Raw genomic sequence first — 19,762 nt, 5'->3', positions numbered from 1 at the left:
GGAGCAGCATGACTGAAGTAACCGTAAAATCTCTGGCCGAAGAAATTCAGACCCCGGTTGATCGTTTGCTGCAACAGTTTGCGAATGCGGGTATCGCTAAAAGCGCCACCGATAGCGTAAGTCAGCAGGAAAAAGAGACCTTGTTGAACCATTTAAACCGTGAACACGGTGGTAGTGGTGCTACGCCAAGCAAACTGACATTGCAACGCAAAACCCGAAGTACACTTAGCGTACCAAGCACTGGCGGGAAAAGTAAGTCAGTACAAGTTGAAGTACGTAAAACGCGCACTTATGTAAAACGCGATCCGTCAGTGCTTCAGACTGATACTGATGAAGCAATGTCGGCCGAAGAGGCTGCCCGTTTAGCACAAGAGGAATTGGCTAAACGTGAGGCAGAAGAATTAGCTCGCCGTGAAGCTGAAGAAGCAGCTAAACGTGCAGCGGAAGAACAAGCTAAACGCGAAGCGGAAGAAAAAGCTAAACGAGACGCAGAGGAAAAAGCGAAACGTGAGGCGACGATTGCGTCCCAACGTGAAGCGGAAGAGAAAGCTAAGCGTGCTGCCGAAGAAAAGGCGAAGCGCGAAGCCGATACCGCAGAACTGAAATGTAAAGCGGAAGAGGCTGCACGACGCAAAGCCGAAGAAAACGCGAAGCGTATGGCAGAAGAGGCTCGTAAGATGGCAGAACAACACGAAGAAATTAATACAGCGACAGTGACTCCTGTTAACTCATCAACAACAGATGAAAGCAGCACTGATTATCATGTCACTACCTCTCGTTATGCTCGTGAAGCAGAAGACGAAGATGATCGCCGTGAAGAGTCACGTGGTCGTGGTACTCGTAGCGGTAAAGCAAAAACAGCTAAAAAAGGAAAGGTTTCCGAATCAAAAGCTGAACGTGAAGAGGCTCGCCGTGGTAAAGGCGGTAAGCTAAAGCGTAAGAGCACACTCCAACAGCATGGCTTTAACAAACCTGTACAGCCTGTCAACCGTGATGTCATTATTGGTGAAACTATCACTGTGGCTGAGTTAGCGGCAAAAATGGCCGTTAAAGGTTCTGAAGTCATCAAAGCGATGATGAAAATGGGTGCGATGGCAACCATTAACCAAGTGATCGATCAAGAAACCGCACAAATGGTTGCGGAAGAGATGGGCCATAAAGTTATCCTGCGTCGTGAAAACGAGCTGGAAGAGTCAGTCATGAGTGATCGTGATACTGATGCTATTAGCATGCCACGTGCGCCAGTTGTAACCATCATGGGTCACGTTGACCATGGTAAAACATCACTGCTTGACTACATTCGCTCAGCAAAAGTTGCTGCAGGTGAAGCCGGTGGTATTACCCAACACATCGGTGCATACCACGTGGAAACTGAGAATGGTATGATTACCTTCTTAGATACACCAGGTCACGCCGCATTTACGTCTATGCGTGCTCGTGGTGCAAAAGCTACCGATATTGTTGTATTGGTTGTGGCAGCCGATGATGGCGTGATGCCACAAACTATTGAAGCTATTCAGCATGCGAAAGCAGCTGGAGTGCCGATTGTTGTTGCAGTTAACAAAATTGATAAAGATGCAGCAAACCCAGATCGCGTGAAGCAAGAGTTGGCGCAATACAACGTCATGTCTGAAGATTGGGGTGGCGACTGCCAGTTTGTGCATGTTTCCGCAAAAAGTGGTCAAGGTATCGATGAATTGCTCGAAGCTATTTTGCTGCAATCTGAAGTTCTTGAGCTGAAAGCGGTACGCGATGGTATGGCAAGTGGTGTGGTGATCGAATCCTATCTGGATAAAGGTCGTGGCCCGGTAGCAACGGTACTGGTGCAAGAGGGTACGCTGAACAAAGGCGATATCGTTCTGTGTGGTTTTGAGTATGGCCGTGTACGTGCTATGCGTGATGAGCTAGGCCGTGACTCTGTTGAAGCTGGCCCATCTATTCCGGTTGAAATTTTAGGCTTGTCAGGTGTTCCTGCCGCGGGTGATGAAGTTACCGTTGTTCGTGACGAGAAAAAGGCCCGTGAAGTAGCCCTATACCGTCAAGGTAAATTCCGTGATGTGAAACTTGCTCGTCAGCAAAAAGCAAAACTGGAAAACATGTTTGCAAACATGGCTGAAGGCGATGTTTCTGAACTGAATATCGTACTTAAAGCAGACGTACAAGGTTCTGTGGAAGCTATCTGCGATTCACTGACTAAACTGTCTACCGATGAAGTTAAAGTGAAGATTGTCGGTTCTGGCGTGGGTGGTATCACTGAAACTGATGCGACCTTGGCTGCGGCATCTAACGCAATTCTAGTTGGCTTTAACGTTCGTGCTGATGCAACTGCACGCCGCGTTGTGGATGTTGAAAATCTGGATCTGCGTTACTACTCGGTTATCTATCATCTGATTGATGAAGTGAAGCAGGCCATGAGCGGTATGTTAGCACCTGAGTTCAAGCAAGAGATTATCGGCTTGGCAGAAGTGCGTGATGTCTTTAAATCGCCGAAAATTGGCTCTATTGCTGGCTGTATGGTGACTGAAGGTATTGTGAAACGTCATAATCCAATTCGTGTATTGCGCGATAACGTCGTGATCTATGAAGGCGAGCTAGAATCTCTGCGTCGTTTTAAAGATGATTTAGCAGAAGTGCGTAATGGCATGGAGTGTGGTATCGGCGTTAAAAACTATAATGACGTACGTGTTGGCGATATGATCGAAGTGTACGAAACTATTGAAGTAAAACGTACTATCGATTAATCACCGCGTAGATGTTGCACTTTGCAACGATCTTCTGCACGGTATAGCCACTAACAGGCTATATTGATACATACCATTGGGGGGCTTACGCCCCCCAATCTGTCTGGGGAAAAGACCATGGCAAAAGAGTTCGGTCGTAGTAAGCGTGTTGCTCAAGAATTGCAAAAAGAAGTGGCTATCATTTTGCAGCGTGAAGTTAAAAATCCGCAAATTGGTATGGTCACTGTCTCTAGCGTTGAAGTTTCACGCGATCTGGCATATGCCAAAGTTTTTGTTACTTTTTTGTTTGATGATAACGAAGCCATTGCGAGTGGTTTAAAATCACTGCGTGATTCAACCGGCTATATTCGTACCTTAGTGGGCAAAGCGATGCGTCTGCGCATCGTGCCAGAGCTGCGTTTTGAGTACGATCAATCATTGACTGAAGGTATGCGGATGTCAAATTTGGTCAGTAGTGTGATCAAAGAAGATAACCGTCGTCGTCAAGATGAGCCAGAAGCCAGCGGTGATACTGATGCCTCCGCAGCACAGGATGGGGAGCAGATCTGATGTCTCGTCCACGTCGTCGCGGTCGCGATATTAACGGTATTTTGTTGCTTGATAAGCCGCAAGGGATCAGCTCGAATGATGCCTTGCAGAAAGTGAAACGTCTTTATAATGCTAACAAAGCAGGTCATACCGGTGCGCTCGATCCATTAGCGACGGGGATGTTGCCACTTTGCTTTGGTGAGGCGACAAAATTCTCTCAGTATCTGCTTGATTCCGATAAGCGATACCGTGTGATAGCAAAGCTTGGACAGCGCACGAATACCTCTGATGCTGATGGCGAAGTGATTTGTGAGCGCCCAGTCAATGTTGAGCTTACTCAGTTGCAACAGGCACTAACGCACTTTAATGGAGAGATCCAGCAAGTGCCATCAATGTTCTCGGCACTCAAGTATCAGGGTAAGCCTCTGTACGAGTATGCTCGCCAAGGCATTGATATTCCGCGAGAGTCTCGCCCAATCACTATCTATGAATGCACATTAGTGCGTTTTGAGGGGGATGAGGTTGAGCTGGAAGTACACTGCTCAAAAGGCACGTATATCCGTACTATCGTGGATGATTTAGGTGAAATGCTAGGCTGTGGTGCGCATGTGATTTATCTGCGCCGCCTTGCCGTCTCTAAATATCCGCAAGATCGCATGGTGACACTTGAGCAACTTGAAGCTCTGCTGCTGCAAGCGCAAGAAACCGAAACATCACCAAGCATCACACTTGATCCGCTACTGTTACCGATGGATACCGCAGTGCAAGACTTCCCTGAAGTGAATATGCCAGCCATTGTTGCAGCATATGCTAAACAAGGGCAGCCGGTACAAGTTGCTGGGGCACCAACATCGGGTCTGGTGCGGATGACCGAAGGTGATGAACACCTGTTTTTTGGTATGGCAGATATTGACGATCAAGGTCGTGTAGCGCCTCGTCGTTTAATCGTAAGTTAAGCCTTAACGTGATAATAATTTAACCGTGCTATACACGCTTGTTGCTTGCGTTGTTTTAATGGTCAGGCTAGAATATTGAGTCTTATTGTGGTGCTGAATTAGAGATCGGCGCCATGTGATTGAAACTTTATTAAGCTTTTAGGAGCGTACAATGTCTCTAAGTACTGAAGCTGTTGCAAAAATTGTTGCTGAATTTGGTCGTGATGAAAAAGACACCGGTTCTAGTGATGTTCAAGTTGCACTGCTGACTGCACAGATTAACCACCTGCAAGGCCACTTTGCAGCACACAAAAAAGATCACCATGGTCGTCGTGGTTTGCTGCGTATGGTTTCTCAGCGTCGTAAATTGCTTGATTACCTGAAGCGTAAAGACGTTGAGCGTTACACTGCGCTGATCGCACGTCTGGGTCTGCGTCGCTAATTGCGAAAAGATTCGGGAAAGGGGCCTTACGGCCCCTTTCTTCTATTAAACTCGCTGCATATTGCAACAGACAATCGATACTGTGCGTATTTACATAACAATGGCTAAATACACAACAAAGAGTATCGATTACCAATAAAAGTGTTGTTGAACACTCATACACCGCAATGAAATCGAAAAGAAAGACTTCTGCATGAGTTCGCGCGGCTAACGAGAAACGTTTACACGGAGTAAAACGCTTCCCGTTAGTCGCGAGAATGCAGTTATTTTCGACCATAGCGGTGATAGGACTAAGCGCGATCAGAAGATATTCGATATACTGAACAGCGCATTAGAGAGTTGACATCTATTTAAGGATAAAACACGTGAATCCTATCGTACGCAAATTTAAGTATGGCCAGCATACCGTTACACTTGAAACCGGTGTTATGGCGCGTCAAGCAACGGCTGCCGTGATGGTCAGCATGGATGATACTTGTGTTTTTGTGACAGTTGTTGGCAAAAAAGAGGCTAAATCAGGCCAAAGTTTTTTCCCACTGACTGTTAATTATCAAGAGCGTACTTACGCAGCTGGCCGTATTCCAGGTGGTTTCTTTAAGCGTGAAGGTCGTCCATCAGAAGGCGAAACATTAACTTCTCGCCTGATTGACCGCCCAATCCGCCCTCTGTTCCCAGAAGGCTTCCTGAATGAAGTTCAGGTTGTAGCAACCGTTGTATCGGTAAACCCACAAATCTGCCCAGATATCGTTGCCATGATTGGTGCTTCTGCTGCACTGACCCTGTCAGGTATTCCGTTTAGTGGCCCAATTGGTGCAGCTCGCGTAGGTTATATCAATGATCAGTATGTACTGAACCCAACAATGGATGAGCTGGCTGTGAGCCGTTTGGATCTGGTTGTTGCAGGTACAGATAACGCAGTACTGATGGTTGAATCAGAAGCCGATATTCTGAGCGAAGATCAAATGCTCGGCGCGGTTGTGTTTGGTCATGACCAGCAGCAAACTGTGATTGAAAACATTAAAGCATTTGTTGCTGAAGCGAATGTTACACCGTGGGAATGGCATGCGCCGGCAGTTAATGCACCACTGAAGGCACGTATTGCTGAGCTGGCAACGGCCCGTATCAATGACGCTTACCGCATCAAAGAAAAACAAGTTCGTTATGAACACGTTGCAGCAATTAAAGCTGACGTAACCGCCGTACTGGTTGCAGAAGATGAAACACGTGATGCAGGTGAAATCAGCGAATTATTGAGCGATCTTGAGTACCGTGTTGTACGTGATAGCATTCTAAATGGTGAACCACGTATTGATGGTCGTGAACCCGATATGGTTCGTGCACTTGATGTTCGTACTGGCGTATTACCACGTACTCATGGTTCAGCCTTGTTTACCCGTGGTGAAACACAGGCACTGGTGACTGCAACACTGGGTACTGAGCGTGATGCACAAACTATTGATGAGCTGACCGGTGAGCGTACCGATCGTTTCATGTTGCACTATAACTTCCCACCGTACTCTGTGGGTGAAACTGGCATGATGGGCTCACCAAAGCGTCGTGAAATTGGTCATGGCCGTTTGGCAAAACGTGGTGTTGCTGCGGTAATGCCGTCACCGGCTGAGTTCCCGTATACCGTGCGTGTTGTGTCTGAAATCACTGAATCTAACGGTTCTTCTTCTATGGCATCAGTTTGCGGTGCTTCTTTAGCACTGATGGATGCAGGTGTGCCAGTTAAAGCCTCTGTTGCAGGTATTGCAATGGGCTTAGTCAAAGAAGATGAGCGTTTTGTTGTATTGTCTGACATTTTGGGTGATGAAGATCATCTGGGTGACATGGACTTTAAAGTTGCCGGTACCCGTGGTGGTGTGACTGCACTGCAAATGGATATCAAAATTGAAGGTATCACCCGCGAGATCATGCAAATTGCATTGAATCAAGCTAAGGGTGCTCGTATGCACATCCTGAACGTGATGGAAGAAGCCATTCTGACTCCACGTAATGATATCTCTGAATTTGCACCACGCATCCATACCATCAAGATCAGCCCTGAGAAGATCAAAGATGTTATCGGTAAAGGCGGTGCGGTAATCCGTGCGCTGACCGAAGAGACCGGCACAACTATCGAAATTGAAGATGATGGTACCGTGAAGATTGCTTCTGCTGACGGCGAAGCAGCGAAGCGCGCTATTGCCCGTATTGAGCAGATCACTGCAGATGTGGAAGTTAACCGCATTTATACCGGTAAAGTGACACGTATCGTTGATTTTGGTGCCTTTGTTTCTGTTGTTGGCGCTAAAGAAGGCCTGGTTCATATTTCTCAAATCACCGATAAGCGTGTAGAAAAAGTTTCTGACTATCTAGAAATGGGTCAGGAAGTTCGCGTTAAAGTATTGGAAGTTGATCGCCAAGGTCGTATTCGTCTGAGCATTAAAGAAGCAATGGCTTCTGAGCAGACAGAAGAGCAACAACCTACGGCTGAATAAATCCGTTTGACTACATGTTACGGCCAATATTGCATAAGCCAATCTCGTAAAAATATCGGGAGGCGGGATGCCATCCCGATTTTTGCGGTTAGGAGTTGGAAATGAACCCATTCTCGCGCTGGGTATGCGGTGTAATGGTAGTGTTGCTTACTGGATGTAGCAGCACTGGCTTTGACTGGCGTCAAAGTGCCGTACTCGCTATACCACTACAACCTAGCTTGCAACAGGAAGTCATGCTGGCTCGCATGGAGCAAATACTCTCTAGCAGGGCATTGAGTGATGGAGAGCGAGCACAATTATTGTATGAACGTGGCGTGTTGTATGACAGTCTCGGATTACAAGCGTTAGCTCGTAATGATTTTACTCAGGCATTGGCATTACGCCAAGATATGCCTGAGGTTTTCAACTACTTAGGCGTGTATTTTACCCAGTCAGGCCAGTTTGATGCAGCATATGAGGCATTTGACTCTGTACTGGAATTGGATCCTGAGTACCGTTACGCTTTACTCAATCGGGGTATTGCGTTGTATTACGGTGGCCGTTACAAACTTGCTCGAGAAGACTTACTTGCTTTTTATCAAGATGATCCTGACGATCCCTTTAGGGTTTTATGGCTTTATCTGGTAGAATCAGAACAGAGCAAGGATGAGGCGTTGAAGGCATTGCGGCAACGATATAATGCTGCAAACCGAGATAACTCTGGCTGGAATATTGTGGCACTGTATTTAGGTGACATTTCCGAAGCTGAGTTTATGCGTCGATTACAGGATAACTCCACCGATAACACGTCTCTGGCAGAGCACCTAAGTGAAGCTTACTTCTACTTAGGCAAACGCTATCTAAGCAAAGGGGATGTCAATGGTGCGGTATCCCTTTTTAAACTGACAATGGCAAATAATGTCCACAATTTTGTGGAGAACCGTTATGCCATGCTTGAACTGTCTTTGTTATTAGGACAGGGCGATACGTCAGAAGCCAATTAATTGAATTTTATGAGTATCAGTCATTACTTTACAGTGATGACTGCGCTCGTCTTGTCATTGTGATTGCGTCAGTTCACAGTTTTGCTTGAAATGCTTTGCGCATTTTCTCGCCAATTCATGTAGACTGATGCCCGTTTTTTATATTGAGACTACGTCATGGCTGAATTAGAGACTACTTTTGCTGAACTGGGTTTGCCAACCCCGATCCTGACCGCCATTGGAAGTATGGGCTATGAAAAGCCGTCGCCGATTCAAGCGGCGTGTATTCCTCACCTATTAGAAGGGCGTGATGTTCTGGGCATGGCTCAAACCGGTAGTGGTAAAACAGCAGCGTTTGCGTTGCCGTTATTATCCCGTATTCAGCCTGAAGTAGCTCGTCCTCAGGTACTAGTACTTGCGCCGACTCGTGAGCTGGCTGTACAGGTGTCTGAGGCTTTTGGTGAATTTTCCAAAAACATGAGCGGTGTCCGTGTGTTGGCCCTGTACGGTGGTCAGCGTTACGACATTCAGTTGCGTGCGCTGCGTCAAGGCCCGCAAGTTGTTGTGGGTACACCGGGTCGTTTGCTTGATCATATCAAGCGCGGAACGCTCGACTTATCTGGCTTGAAAGGGCTGGTTCTAGATGAAGCCGATGAAATGCTGCGTATGGGCTTCATCGAAGATGTTGAAACTATTATGGCGGAGCTGCCAGAAGAGCACCAAACGGCGCTGTTCTCTGCAACTATGCCAGACCCGATCCGTCGCATTACGCGCCGTTTCATGAAAAACCCGCAAGAAGTGAAGATTCAGGCGGCCGTTCGTACTACACCAAACATTGCCCAGAATTACTGGACTGTGTATGGCATGAGTAAGAATGATGCACTGGTTCGCTTCTTGGAATCAGAAGATTTTGATGCAGCAATCATCTTTGTGCGTACCCGAACTGCAACATTAGATGTAGCTGAGGTTCTTGAGCGCCACGGTTACAGCTGTGCTGCTCTGAACGGAGATATGACTCAGCCACTGCGTGAACAGACACTTGATCGCTTGCGTAATGGCCGTTTAGACATTCTGATTGCAACTGATGTTGCAGCACGTGGTCTGGACGTTGAGCGTATCAGCTTGGTTGTAAACTACGATATTCCATTGGATGCAGAGTCTTACGTACACCGTATCGGCCGTACTGGTCGTGCTGGTCGTAGCGGTCGTGCACTGCTGTTCGTTGAACCGCGTGAGCGCCGTCTGCTGCGTAACGTTGAGCGTACAATGAATGTCAGCATTCCAGAGGTGGATCTTCCAACTAACGCTCTGTTGGCTCAACGCCGTATTGAGCAGTTTAAAGCGAAGATTGCTCTGCAGCTTGAGCATCATGACTTGCCAGCTTACCGTGATCTGTTGACCGGTTTGATGGGCGAAGATCAAGATATGGCTGACTTGTCAGCGGCTCTGCTGATGATGGCACAAGGCGATCGTAAACTGATCCTGCCTCCTGAGCCTGCTATGGATCGCCGTCCGCGTCGCGAGTTCCGTGATCGTGATGATCGTGGTCGTCGTGATGGTCGCCGTGATGACCGTCCTCGTCGTGAAGGTGCTCGTGATGGCGATCGTCCAGAGCGTCGTGAGCGTCGTGATGCAGGCCCGATGGATATTTATCGCATCGAAGTAGGTCGTGAAGATGGTGTTGAAGTTCGTCATATCGTGGGTGCAATTGCCAACGAAGGTGATTTGAGCAGCCGTTATATCGGTAACATCAAGCTGTTTGATTCGCATTCAACGGTTGAATTACCACGTGGTATGCCAACTGATCTGCTGGATCATTTCACCCGTACTCGCATTCTGAATAAACCAATCCGTATGCAACTGGTTGGTGAAGCAACTGCACGTCCGGCTGGTGATCGTCCGCGCGGTGATCGTCCTCCTCGTCGCGAAGGTGATCGTCCACGTGGTGATCGTCCTCCTCGTCGTGAAGGTGGTGAGCGTCGTGGTGGTTTTGGTAACGGCGAACGTCGTAGCGGTGAGCGTAGCCACAACGGTGAGCGTCGCGAGCGTCCAGCAGCACCAAAAGAGTAATTATTAATAGCGAAAAGATCATGATGTGTGTTGAATATTACGCATCATGATAGTGCTGTTATCTGTGCAAGGTTATTGATATAGGTAATGGCAACGCATACTCGATAATTCATATTCATAGTGCCGGTTTGTTTATTGCAAACCGGCATTTTTTTATCCTTTGTATGGGATTTTTTTGTTTGCTGTGTCTTCTTCCCTCTGTCTCGTTTATTTTTTTCTCTTTTCTCTTTTCTCTTTTCTCTATGTCTAAATATCCCAAATAAAAAATTGTTTTTAAGAGGCTGTGTATCCCTAAGCGTATGCGTTGTTTTTTATAGTGGAGATGCGCTGTAAAGTATAAAAAAAGCCCCATCAAATGACAGGGCTTTGTATATCAGAAGAGTTCAGTGATTTTCTGTGTGATTTTTAACGTGATAACGGTAAGTTGCCACCGGTATCGCGGTGATACAGCACGGAATATCAGTCTGTTACAGTGAGGCGATCACTGTGTGTTGCTCTTCAAGTTTTTGTTTTGCTTGTGCGTAACCCACGAGCTTTTCACGCTCTTTGGCGATGACAGCTTCTGGGGCGCGAGCAACAAAACCTTCGTTGGCTAGTTTGTTTTCAATACGTGAAACTTCACCGTTTACCTTTTCGATCTCTTTTTGCAGACGAGCGAGCTCTGCATCTTTATCGATAAGGCCTGCCATTGGGATCAGTACCTCGGTGTTTCCGACCAGTTTTGTTACGGAAACCGGGCCTTTTTCCCCTTCAGCCAACAATGTGATGCTCTCTAAACGAGCCAGACTTTGAATGAAGGTTTGGTTGGCGTTTACGCGGCGCTGTTCTTCGGTACTGGCGTTACGCAGCAGAATATCGAGCGGTTTGCTTGGTGCGATATTCATTTCTGCACGGATATTACGTACGGCAATGATCAGCTGTTTGATCCACTCCAGATCTTCCATTGCAGCGGCGTCGGTTGCTTCTGGCTGATATTCTGGGAATGGTTGCAACATGATGGTTGCGGCATCAACATTAGCCAGTACTTTAACCCGCTGCCAAATTTCTTCGGTAATAAATGGAATGATAGGGTGAGCTAAACGCAGCAGCCCTTCGAGCACATGGATCAAGGTATGACGTGTGCCACGCAGTTCGGCCTCTGAACCGTTGTTCATTACCGGTTTGGTCAATTCCAGATACCAGTCACAGAACTGATTCCACGTGAACTCATACAAAATACCGGCTGCAATATCAAAGCGGTAGTTGTCGAGTGCTTCACGGAATGCTTTTACGGTGTTGTTGAATTCACCTAAAATCCAGCGATCTGCCAGCGACAGTACCATTTCGCCACCGTGTTGGCCGCAATCTTGATCTTCGGTATTCATGAGTACAAAGCGGCTGGCGTTCCATAATTTATTACAGAAATTACGGTAACCTTCCAGACGTTTCATATCCCAGTTGATATCTCGGCCGGTAGAGGCAAGTGCTGCCAGTGTGAAACGCAGCGCATCAGTGCCGTGTGCTTCAATGCCTTCTGGGAATTGTTTTTGTGTACTCTTGCCGATTTTCTCTGCCAGCTGTGGTTGCATCATGTTACCGGTGCGTTTTTCCAGCAGATTTTCCAGTGAAATACCGTCAATCATATCCAGAGGGTCAATAACGTTACCCTTGGATTTTGACATTTTCTGACCCTGCTCATCACGGATAAGGCCGGTGACATACACGGTTTTAAACGGAACTTGCGGTTTACCGTTTTCATCTTTGATGAAGTGCATGGTCATCATGATCATGCGGGCAACCCAGAAGAAGATGATGTCAAAACCGGTCATCAATACATCGGTCGGATGGAAGGTTTTCAGCGCATCAGTATTTTCTGGCCAGCCGAGGGTGGAGAAAGTCCATAGTGCTGAGGAGAACCAGGTGTCGAGTACATCATCATCTTGACGCAGTACGATAACGTTGTCTAAGTTGTACTTGCCGCGCACCTCTTCTTCGGTACGACCAACATAGACGTTGCCATTGTTATCGTACCAAGCCGGAATGCGGTGACCCCACCAGAGCTGGCGTGAGATACACCAGTCTTGAATATCGCGCATCCAAGAGAAATACATGTTTTCGTATTGCTTTGGAACGAACTGGATATCCCCGTTTTCAACGGCTTCAACGGCAGTTTTGGCCAGTGGTGCGACGCGTACATACCACTGATCTGTCAGCATTGGCTCGATCACCACACCACCGCGATCCCCGTAAGGAATGGTCAGATCGTGTGCTTTGATCTCTTCGAGCAGGCCGAGTGCGTCAAATTCAGCAACGACGGCTTTACGCGCAGCGAAACGCTCCATGCCCCGATACTTGGCTGGCAGCTCGGTGCTGTAAGCGGTGCTTGGTTCGCCATTGGTATTGAACACTTCAGCTTCATCGCGGATATCCGCATTGAAGGTCAAGATGTTGATCATTGGCAGGTTGTGGCGTTTACCGACTTCGTAGTCATTAAAATCGTGTGCCGGGGTGATCTTCACGCAACCGGTGCCTTTTTCTATATCGGCGTGTTCATCGCCCAAAATAGGAATGCGGCGGCCAACAATTGGCAAAATGATCTCTTTGCCAATCAGGTCTTTATAGCGTGGATCTTCAGGGTTTACTGCTACGCCGGTATCACCCAGCATGGTTTCCGGACGCGTAGTCGCGACTACGATGTAGTCTTTACCGTCTGCTGTTTTCACGCCATCGGCCAGTGGATAGCGGAAATGCCACATTGAGCCTTTGCTCTCTTTGTTTTCCACTTCCAGATCGGAGATCGCGGTGTGCAGTTTTGGATCCCAGTTCACCAGACGCTTACCGCGGTAGATCAGATCGTCTTCATACAGACGAACAAAGACCTCTTTAACGGCATTAGACAAGCCGTCATCCATGGTGAAACGCTCACGTTCCCAGTCAACGGATGCTCCTAGGCGGCGCATTTGTTTGCAAATTGTACCGCCAGACTCGGCTTTCCATTCCCAGATCTTGTCGATAAACGCTTCACGGCCATAATCTTGGCGGGTTTTATTCTCTTCCGCCGCAATTTTACGCTCTACGACCATTTGGGTTGCAATACCTGCATGATCGGTACCCACCTGCCATAAGGTATTTTTACCCTGCATCCGCTGATAGCGGGTGAGAGCATCCATCATGGTTTGCTGGAAAGCGTGCCCCATGTGTAGGCTGCCGGTGACATTCGGCGGCGGGATCATGATGCAATAACTGTCTTTGCTGGTATCACCGTGTGGCTTAAAGTAGCCATTCTCTTCCCAAGCTTGATACAAGGCTTGTTCGATGGCATTCGGGTTATAGGTCTTTTCCATGGTCATCTTAAGGCTAGTTCGTTGAGGGCATTACGCCAAAATCGTGGGTTGCAAGCTGGAAGCCGGCTTGTCGGTATGCTTTATAACGCTCACGCGCTAATTGCTTTAGCGTTTCGTCATATGGCACGAAGTCTACCACTTGAGTAAAGGCAGAGGCAAAATCAGCAATTTGAGGTAATAAGGATATCAGTAAATCACGCCGTGATGCGTTACGTTTTTCTGGCCATGCAATTTCTACGGGTGAACCATAGTGCGGCCCTTCTCCAGCAAGGTTATGCGGTACAAACTGCTGTGGGTCAAATTGCCACAATGCTTCATCAAGGCGAAATGCATCTTGCTGTGAGGCGCAGGCCAGCAGTACTCGCAACCCACTCCGCCAAGCATCTGCTGCCAACTGACAAGCAAGAAGCTCATGGCTTGCGAGGTTAGATGGGGCATCTACCGGAGCCGGTGCATGTAATAAGTAGAAGGTTGCTTGCTTTATCATAATATAAACGGGGGCAAACGCCCCCGAGAGTACTCAGATTCAGTGGAAAACAGCCGAAGCAGCCACCACACATGTCATCTATTATGGCATGACTGCGCAGCATTACTCTTCGATATTCACGCCTGCGCGGTTTAGCAAGAATTGCGTTAACATCGGAACAGGTCGTCCGGTTGCGCCTTTTGCCTTGCCTGATCGCCATGCTGTACCGGCAATATCAAGATGTGCCCAGTTGTACTTTTTGGTAAAGCGAGAGAGGAAGCAACCTGCAGTAATTGCACCTGCTGGGCGGCCACCAATATTTGCCATATCCGCAAAGTTAGACTCTAGCTGTTCGTGATACTCATCACCCAGCGGTAAACGCCACGCTTTGTCACCGGCCTGTTCTGAGGCATTGAGCAGATCATTTGCCAGCGGATTATGGTTGGAAAGCAACCCGCTGATGTGGTGACCCAACGCGATCACGCATGCGCCGGTTAATGTGGCAACATCAATCACCAACTCTGGCTCAAATCGTTCAGCATAGGTAAGTGTATCACACAATACCAAACGGCCTTCGGCATCTGTATTTAACACTTCAACCGTTTGGCCCGACATCGTGGTAAGAATATCACCTGGGCGATACGCTTTACCATCTGCCATATTTTCACAACCGGCCAAAATGCCAACAACATTTAGAGGCAGTTGCAGTTCGGCGATTGCGCGCATGACACCGAACACAGTGGCCGCACCGCACATATCGTATTTCATCTCATCCATCCCCTCAGCGGGTTTGATTGAGATACCACCGGCATCAAAGGTTAGCCCTTTGCCGATTAGCACAATCGGCTTATCTTCAGGGTTGGCTGCACCTTTATAATCGATAATTGACATTAACGACTCATTTTGTGAGCCTTGACCCACAGCAAGATAGGCATTCATACCTAACTCTTTCATCTGCTGTTCGCCAATTACACGGGTGGTTACCGGGGCAAACTCATCAGCCAATTGGCGAGCATGCGAGGCCAAATATGCTGGATTACAGATATTAGGTGGCATATTACCTAAATCTTTGGCAATTTTAAGACCAGAGGCTACAGCGAGTGCATGCTGAATGGCTTTTTCACCGACAGTTAACTCACGACGAGTTGGCACATTAAAGACCATTTTTCGCAGTGGGCGACGCGGTTCAACTTTGATACTCTTCATTTGATCAAAGGTGTAAAGTGCTTCTTTTGCTGACTCTACAGCTTGGCGCACTTTCCAATAGGTATTGCGACCACGTACATGCAGCTCGGTTAAAAAGCAAACGGCTTCCATTGATCCTGTTTCATTGAGCGTATTAATGGTTTTTTGGATAATTTGCTTATACTGACGTTCATCAAGTTCACGCTCTTTACCGCAGCCGACCAGTAATACACGCTCGGAAAGCGTGTTAGGAACTTGATGCAAAAGTAGCATTTGTCCGGGTTTACCTTCAAGATCACCACGACGCAATAATGAACTAATATAACCATCACTGATCTTATCCAATTGCTCTGCAATCGGTGATAGACGGCGAGGTTCAAAGACACCGACAACAATGCAGGCGCTACGCTGCTTTTCTGGGCTGCCGCTTTTAACACTAAACTCCATGCAGTCTCCTAAAGACAAAGGATGTGCTTTTCGGGATAATGACGAACGGGTTAAGTTCATCGCATTCACCAGACTAATACGTTAACCTATCTAACGAACAATATAAGGGGATACACTCTCTTGTTTGTTAGAAGGCCAAAGAATTGAAAAATGGCTAGTTAACCCAAAAACTATAGATATTCACTCAAAAAAACAAGTTTTCGCAGGCATAAATAGCGTGATCATTATTAGATATCTGGTACGGGAAGTGCTTAAGAGCCAGATCGCCATCTTGTTCGTCTTGATGCTGATCTTTTTCTGCCAGAAGTTAGTCCGAGTTTTATCCTCTGCTGTAGAAGGCGATCTACCGGCAGATCTAGTGCTGTCTATCTTAGGCCTCGGTTTACCCTATATGGCGCAACTGATGCTGCCACTGAGCCTATTTGTTGGTTTGCTATTTACCTATGGCCGACTTTACGCCGAAAGTGAAATTTCAGTGATGTTTGCTTGCGGGATGGGCAAACGTATGCTGATCCGTGCTGCAGCATGGTTAGCACTCTTTACCTCTATTATGGCGGCAGCTAATGTATTGTGGTTAAGCCCACTCTCTGCACAAACAGAGGAGCACGTTATTTCAGAGGCAAAAGCCAATCCAGGGCTTGCGGCGCTAGTGGCTGGCCAATTCCAAAGCTCACCTGATGGCAGCTCAGTTATCTTTGTCAACAATATTGACAATAGCAAGCTCAATAACGTATTTGTTGCACAACTTCGACCGCGTGGAGAGAGCAGTAGACCATCTATTATTGTCTCTAAATCTGGCGAAGTAGAAAAAGCAAAAAATGGCGATCAAATGCTGATACTCGATAACGGTGTCCGCTATGAAGGCACTGCATTTTTACGCGATTTTCGCATCACACATTTCGATACTTATAATGCGGTTATTGGTCATCAAGATGTCGCCGTTGATAATAGTGATTGGGAGCAGATGTCAACCCAAGAGCTGTGGCACAATGACAACATTAAAGCACGGTCAGAGCTGAACTGGCGATTAACGCTCATTCTTGCTGTACCTATTTTAGCACTATTAGTTATCCCTCTTTCCGCTGTTAACCCACGACAAGGGCGTTTTGCCAATGTTGTTCCGGCGTTATTGCTGTACTTAATTTATTTCCTATTGCAAAGCTCACTAAAGTCAGCACTTGATAATGGTCGAATTGATACCAGCGCATGGATGTGGTTGACTAACTTAAGTTTTTTCGCATTAGGCATTATATTGAATATTTGGGATAGCGTACCAATACGACGTTTACGTGCTAAATGGCAGAGGGCATCAGCATGATGCGGATTTTTGATTGGTACATTGGCCGTACTATTTTTGGCACCATTATGATGACATTAGCCACATTAGTTGGGTTATCTGGCATCATCAAATTTGTTGAGCAATTAAAAAAAGTGGGCGAGGGTACATACAGCGTTTGGAGCGCAGGTACTTTTACATTGCTGACAGTTCCCTCTGATATCAATATCTTTTTTCCAATGGCCGCATTACTTGGCGCACTATTAGGATTGGGTATTTTGGCTAGTCGCAGTGAATTAGTTGTTATGGAAGCTGCCGGCTTTACCCGTGTACAAATTGCAATGGCAGTCATGAAAACGGCAATCCCACTTGTGATACTGACTATGGCATTAGGAGAATGGGGAGCGCCATGGGGAGATCAGCTCGCCCGTAATTTACGTGCAAAAGCCATTTATGGCGGATCACTACTCTCAAACTCCGGTGGATTATGGGCAAAAGAGGGCAATGATTTTATCTATATTGAGCGGATTGTTAATCAACAAGAGCTCAATGGAATCAATATTTATCAGTTCAACTCTCAACAGCAATTACAGTCTGTTACGTATGCAAACAGTGCTAATTATAGCAATGGACATTGGGTACTACATCAAATTGATAAATCAATCATTGGCGAAAAATCAGTAAAAGGTATTCAACAATTCTCCACTGATTGGAAAACGAGCTTGAGTCCCGACAAACTGAGTGTTGTCACCATCAAGCCAGAATCGCTCTCTATCAGTGGGCTCTGGCAATATTTACACTACTTAAAACAAACCGGGCAAGAAACAGGGCGATATGAACTTGCATTGTGGCGAAAAATATTACAACCTGTCATTGTTGGCGTTATGATGTTACTGGCACTCTCATTTATCTTTGGGCCATTGCGTAGCGTAACCATGGGAGCACGAGTTCTTACCGGTATCTGTTTTGGCTTTGTTTTTTATGTTGCTGACCAGATTTTTGGGCCATTAAGCTTGGTATACCATGTTCCGGCGATCATCGGTGCTGCATTCCCAAGTCTTATGTTCTTAGCACTTAGTTGGTATCTATTAACACGTCGCCGCTAAAAGATCATAAAATGACCGTAAGCCATATTCCGGCTTACGGTCATGCTTACCAGAAAAAACAATCCGATTATTGCGCCTTCCGTTTTTCTAACAACGATAAATTCTCATCTTTACCCAGCACAACAACCTCACAATCGGCCATATAATCTTGAAATGCGCGTAAATTACCGCGATCAAACAACACCACCAAATTTCCCAATCCAACAGTAGCGGTTACTAAGCGAACAGTAGCTTGTGTAAATGTCAGGTTACGACCATCTAATTGTTGGACTCGTAAACGCCAAGCGCGCATCCCCAACGTCTGACCGCTGCGTTGCCAAAAACCCACATAGAACCAACAAAAACAACCTAATAAATAGAATGAATACACCGGTTGGGAATCTAAATATGCTGCTATATCCATATTCACTGGGATCTGAATTGCACCTATTTTAGCTAACAGCGCAGTACAACCAACTGCAATTGCCCCAGCAACCATTACAACAGCAAGAGAAAGTAATAAATCATAGATAAATGCACCTACACGCCGAAAAAAACCTGCACGTGAATGGCCAGAAGTAGACATAACCGCCATAAACATCCTGTAGATAACCAAATAAAGCCAAAGTGTAGCGATAATTACTGTATCACAAAAGGAATTGTATTTTTTTCAATCGATTAAATCACAAAAATAGATAAAATGATTGCACAGCATAAATCACTATGTATAATGCCAACCAACAAGCCAGTGTGGTGAAATCGGTAGACACAGTTGATTCAAAATCAACCGCCTTCGGGTGTGACGGTTCGAGTCCGTCCACTGGCACCAAAAAACCTTCTTAAGCAGCAATGTTTAAGAAGGTTTTTTATTTTTGAAGCATAATAAATCCGCATCTTATAATAGAACGTATATTTCCTGAATACCTATCCTAAGCAACTTCCCACATGATCAATAAAAGGGATAAAAACACCTTTCTGTATTGATAGATCTCTTTTTGCGAACCTCCGCTTTTGTAGTACTTCTCATACAGATATATACCTCTATATTTATGTCGATACCATCAACATCCACACTCGCTTTAGCACTCTTCTCATTTTCCCTCGTTTCGTACAGTCATAGACTGCGCACACATTTACATCAGACACAACATTACTCGCAATGTAGCTTGTTTTACACAGCTTCTATTGGCTGAGTTATCCCCGCTGTCTTATATTTTTGCTCAGACAGGCCTTTTTCTAGAGAGCTCTTCTTCTATATACCTATATACCTAAGTAACCCAATATCTCATATACACCCCAACGCAACGTGAGCCTAGCACGTACTAACAAAGAAAATTAGAACCTTAATAGAGGGATGAAAAACTAAAGCATTAGCATACTGAATAGGCTGAATATCAACTTATGCACAGAAAAAGCAGCCTCATTGTGAGTTACTTGTTGATAATCTGGGTGTAAATAGGTCACTTGAATCTTTTTATGTTTTTAGGCGTTTATTTCGTTATTTCCCCTTGCACCAAAACCAAAACTCCCTATAATGCGACCCCACTGACACGGCAACTGTGATGCAAATCACTGAATGCTAACAGTAAAGAATAAAACGCTTTTAAGGGATGTGAAAAACAGACCTTGACAGCCAAAGGGAAATGCGAAATAATGCGCGCCCTGTCAACGCCACGGCGCTGACACTGCTCTTTAAAAAATTAATCAGACAATCTGTGTGGGCACTCGTTGAAGACGCTGACTATCCAAAAGATACTTAGTTAAACGAGTGACTGACAATTTATTTGCTAGTTATTTCGAGCGACAAACTTTAAATTGA

General features: G+C 46.2%; 13 protein-coding genes and 1 tRNA gene. 10 read left to right on the top strand and 4 right to left on the bottom strand.

The window, feature by feature from the left end:
* Nucleotides 1–8: 8 nt before the first annotated feature.
* The 7 genes from infB to ACRC53_RS08540 all read left to right on the top strand — a co-directional run bounded on the left by infB (nt 9) and on the right by ACRC53_RS08540 (nt 10,161).
* Nucleotides 9–2,741: a translation initiation factor IF-2 gene (gene infB, locus ACRC53_RS08570; RefSeq protein WP_438643044.1), complete on the top strand. Its 2,733-nt coding sequence runs from the start codon at nt 9–11 to the stop codon at nt 2,739–2,741.
* Nucleotides 2,742–2,858: 117 nt separating this feature from the next.
* Nucleotides 2,859–3,290 (top strand): 30S ribosome-binding factor RbfA, encoded by a 432-nt coding sequence (gene rbfA / locus ACRC53_RS08565; protein ID WP_438643043.1) that lies wholly within the window; start codon nt 2,859–2,861, stop codon nt 3,288–3,290.
* Entirely contained in the window at nt 3,290–4,225 is a 936-nt protein-coding gene (truB, locus tag ACRC53_RS08560; protein WP_438643042.1) for a tRNA pseudouridine(55) synthase TruB, read from the top strand. Before rbfA ends, truB begins: the two co-directional genes overlap by 1 nt.
* Nucleotides 4,226–4,376: 151 nt before the next feature.
* Nucleotides 4,377–4,646, top strand: coding sequence for a 30S ribosomal protein S15 (gene rpsO / locus ACRC53_RS08555; protein ID WP_438623567.1), 270 nt, complete (start codon nt 4,377–4,379; stop codon nt 4,644–4,646).
* 365 nt (nt 4,647–5,011) lie between these two features.
* Nucleotides 5,012–7,129: a polyribonucleotide nucleotidyltransferase gene (pnp, locus tag ACRC53_RS08550; protein ID WP_438643041.1), complete on the top strand. Its 2,118-nt coding sequence runs from the start codon at nt 5,012–5,014 to the stop codon at nt 7,127–7,129.
* Nucleotides 7,130–7,230: 101 nt separating this feature from the next.
* Nucleotides 7,231–8,112, top strand: a complete 882-nt coding sequence (gene nlpI, locus ACRC53_RS08545) for a lipoprotein NlpI (protein WP_438643040.1) — start codon at nt 7,231–7,233, stop codon at nt 8,110–8,112.
* A 156-nt stretch (nt 8,113–8,268) separates the two neighbouring features.
* The gene (locus tag ACRC53_RS08540) at nt 8,269–10,161 is read left to right on the top strand and encodes a DEAD/DEAH family ATP-dependent RNA helicase (protein ID WP_438643039.1); all 1,893 of its coding nucleotides are present in this window, start codon (nt 8,269–8,271) and stop codon (nt 10,159–10,161) included.
* A gap of 467 nt (nt 10,162–10,628) precedes the next feature.
* Here the strand turns inward: ACRC53_RS08540 and ACRC53_RS08535 are convergent, their stop codons facing one another.
* From ACRC53_RS08535 to pepA, 3 genes are all read right to left on the bottom strand, one after another.
* On the bottom strand, nt 10,629–13,484 hold the full coding sequence (locus ACRC53_RS08535) for a valine--tRNA ligase (RefSeq protein WP_438643038.1): 2,856 nt from the start codon (nt 13,482–13,484) through the stop codon (nt 10,629–10,631).
* 13 nt (nt 13,485–13,497) lie between these two features.
* Nucleotides 13,498–13,968, bottom strand: a complete 471-nt coding sequence (locus tag ACRC53_RS08530) for a DNA polymerase III subunit chi (RefSeq protein WP_438643219.1) — start codon at nt 13,966–13,968, stop codon at nt 13,498–13,500.
* A 105-nt stretch (nt 13,969–14,073) separates the two neighbouring features.
* Complete coding sequence (pepA, locus tag ACRC53_RS08525) at nt 14,074–15,582, bottom strand: leucyl aminopeptidase (protein ID WP_438643037.1); 1,509 nt, start codon at nt 15,580–15,582, stop codon at nt 14,074–14,076.
* A gap of 217 nt (nt 15,583–15,799) precedes the next feature.
* Between pepA and lptF the strand changes: the two genes are divergently transcribed.
* Complete coding sequence (gene lptF / locus ACRC53_RS08520) at nt 15,800–16,900, top strand: LPS export ABC transporter permease LptF (protein WP_438643036.1); 1,101 nt, start codon at nt 15,800–15,802, stop codon at nt 16,898–16,900.
* Nucleotides 16,897–17,964, top strand: a complete 1,068-nt coding sequence (lptG, locus tag ACRC53_RS08515) for an LPS export ABC transporter permease LptG (protein WP_438643035.1) — start codon at nt 16,897–16,899, stop codon at nt 17,962–17,964. The genes lptF and lptG overlap by 4 nt, the downstream gene beginning before the upstream one ends.
* A 67-nt stretch (nt 17,965–18,031) precedes the next feature.
* On the opposite strand, the gene ACRC53_RS08510 is transcribed toward lptG, so the two are convergent.
* Nucleotides 18,032–18,538 (bottom strand): RDD family protein, encoded by a 507-nt coding sequence (locus tag ACRC53_RS08510; RefSeq protein WP_438643034.1) that lies wholly within the window; start codon nt 18,536–18,538, stop codon nt 18,032–18,034.
* A gap of 149 nt (nt 18,539–18,687) precedes the next feature.
* Between ACRC53_RS08510 and ACRC53_RS08505 the strand changes: the two genes are divergently transcribed.
* Nucleotides 18,688–18,772, top strand: a tRNA-Leu gene (locus ACRC53_RS08505).
* The last annotated feature ends 990 nt before the right edge of the window (nt 18,773–19,762 follow it).

This window comes from Plesiomonas sp. (assembly GCF_051652165.1).
In the GTDB taxonomy this organism is placed as follows: domain Bacteria; phylum Pseudomonadota; class Gammaproteobacteria; order Enterobacterales; family CAMTGL01; genus Plesiomonas.
Note: the sequence above shows the minus strand (reverse complement) of the source record. Positions and strands in the feature narration are given on the sequence as shown.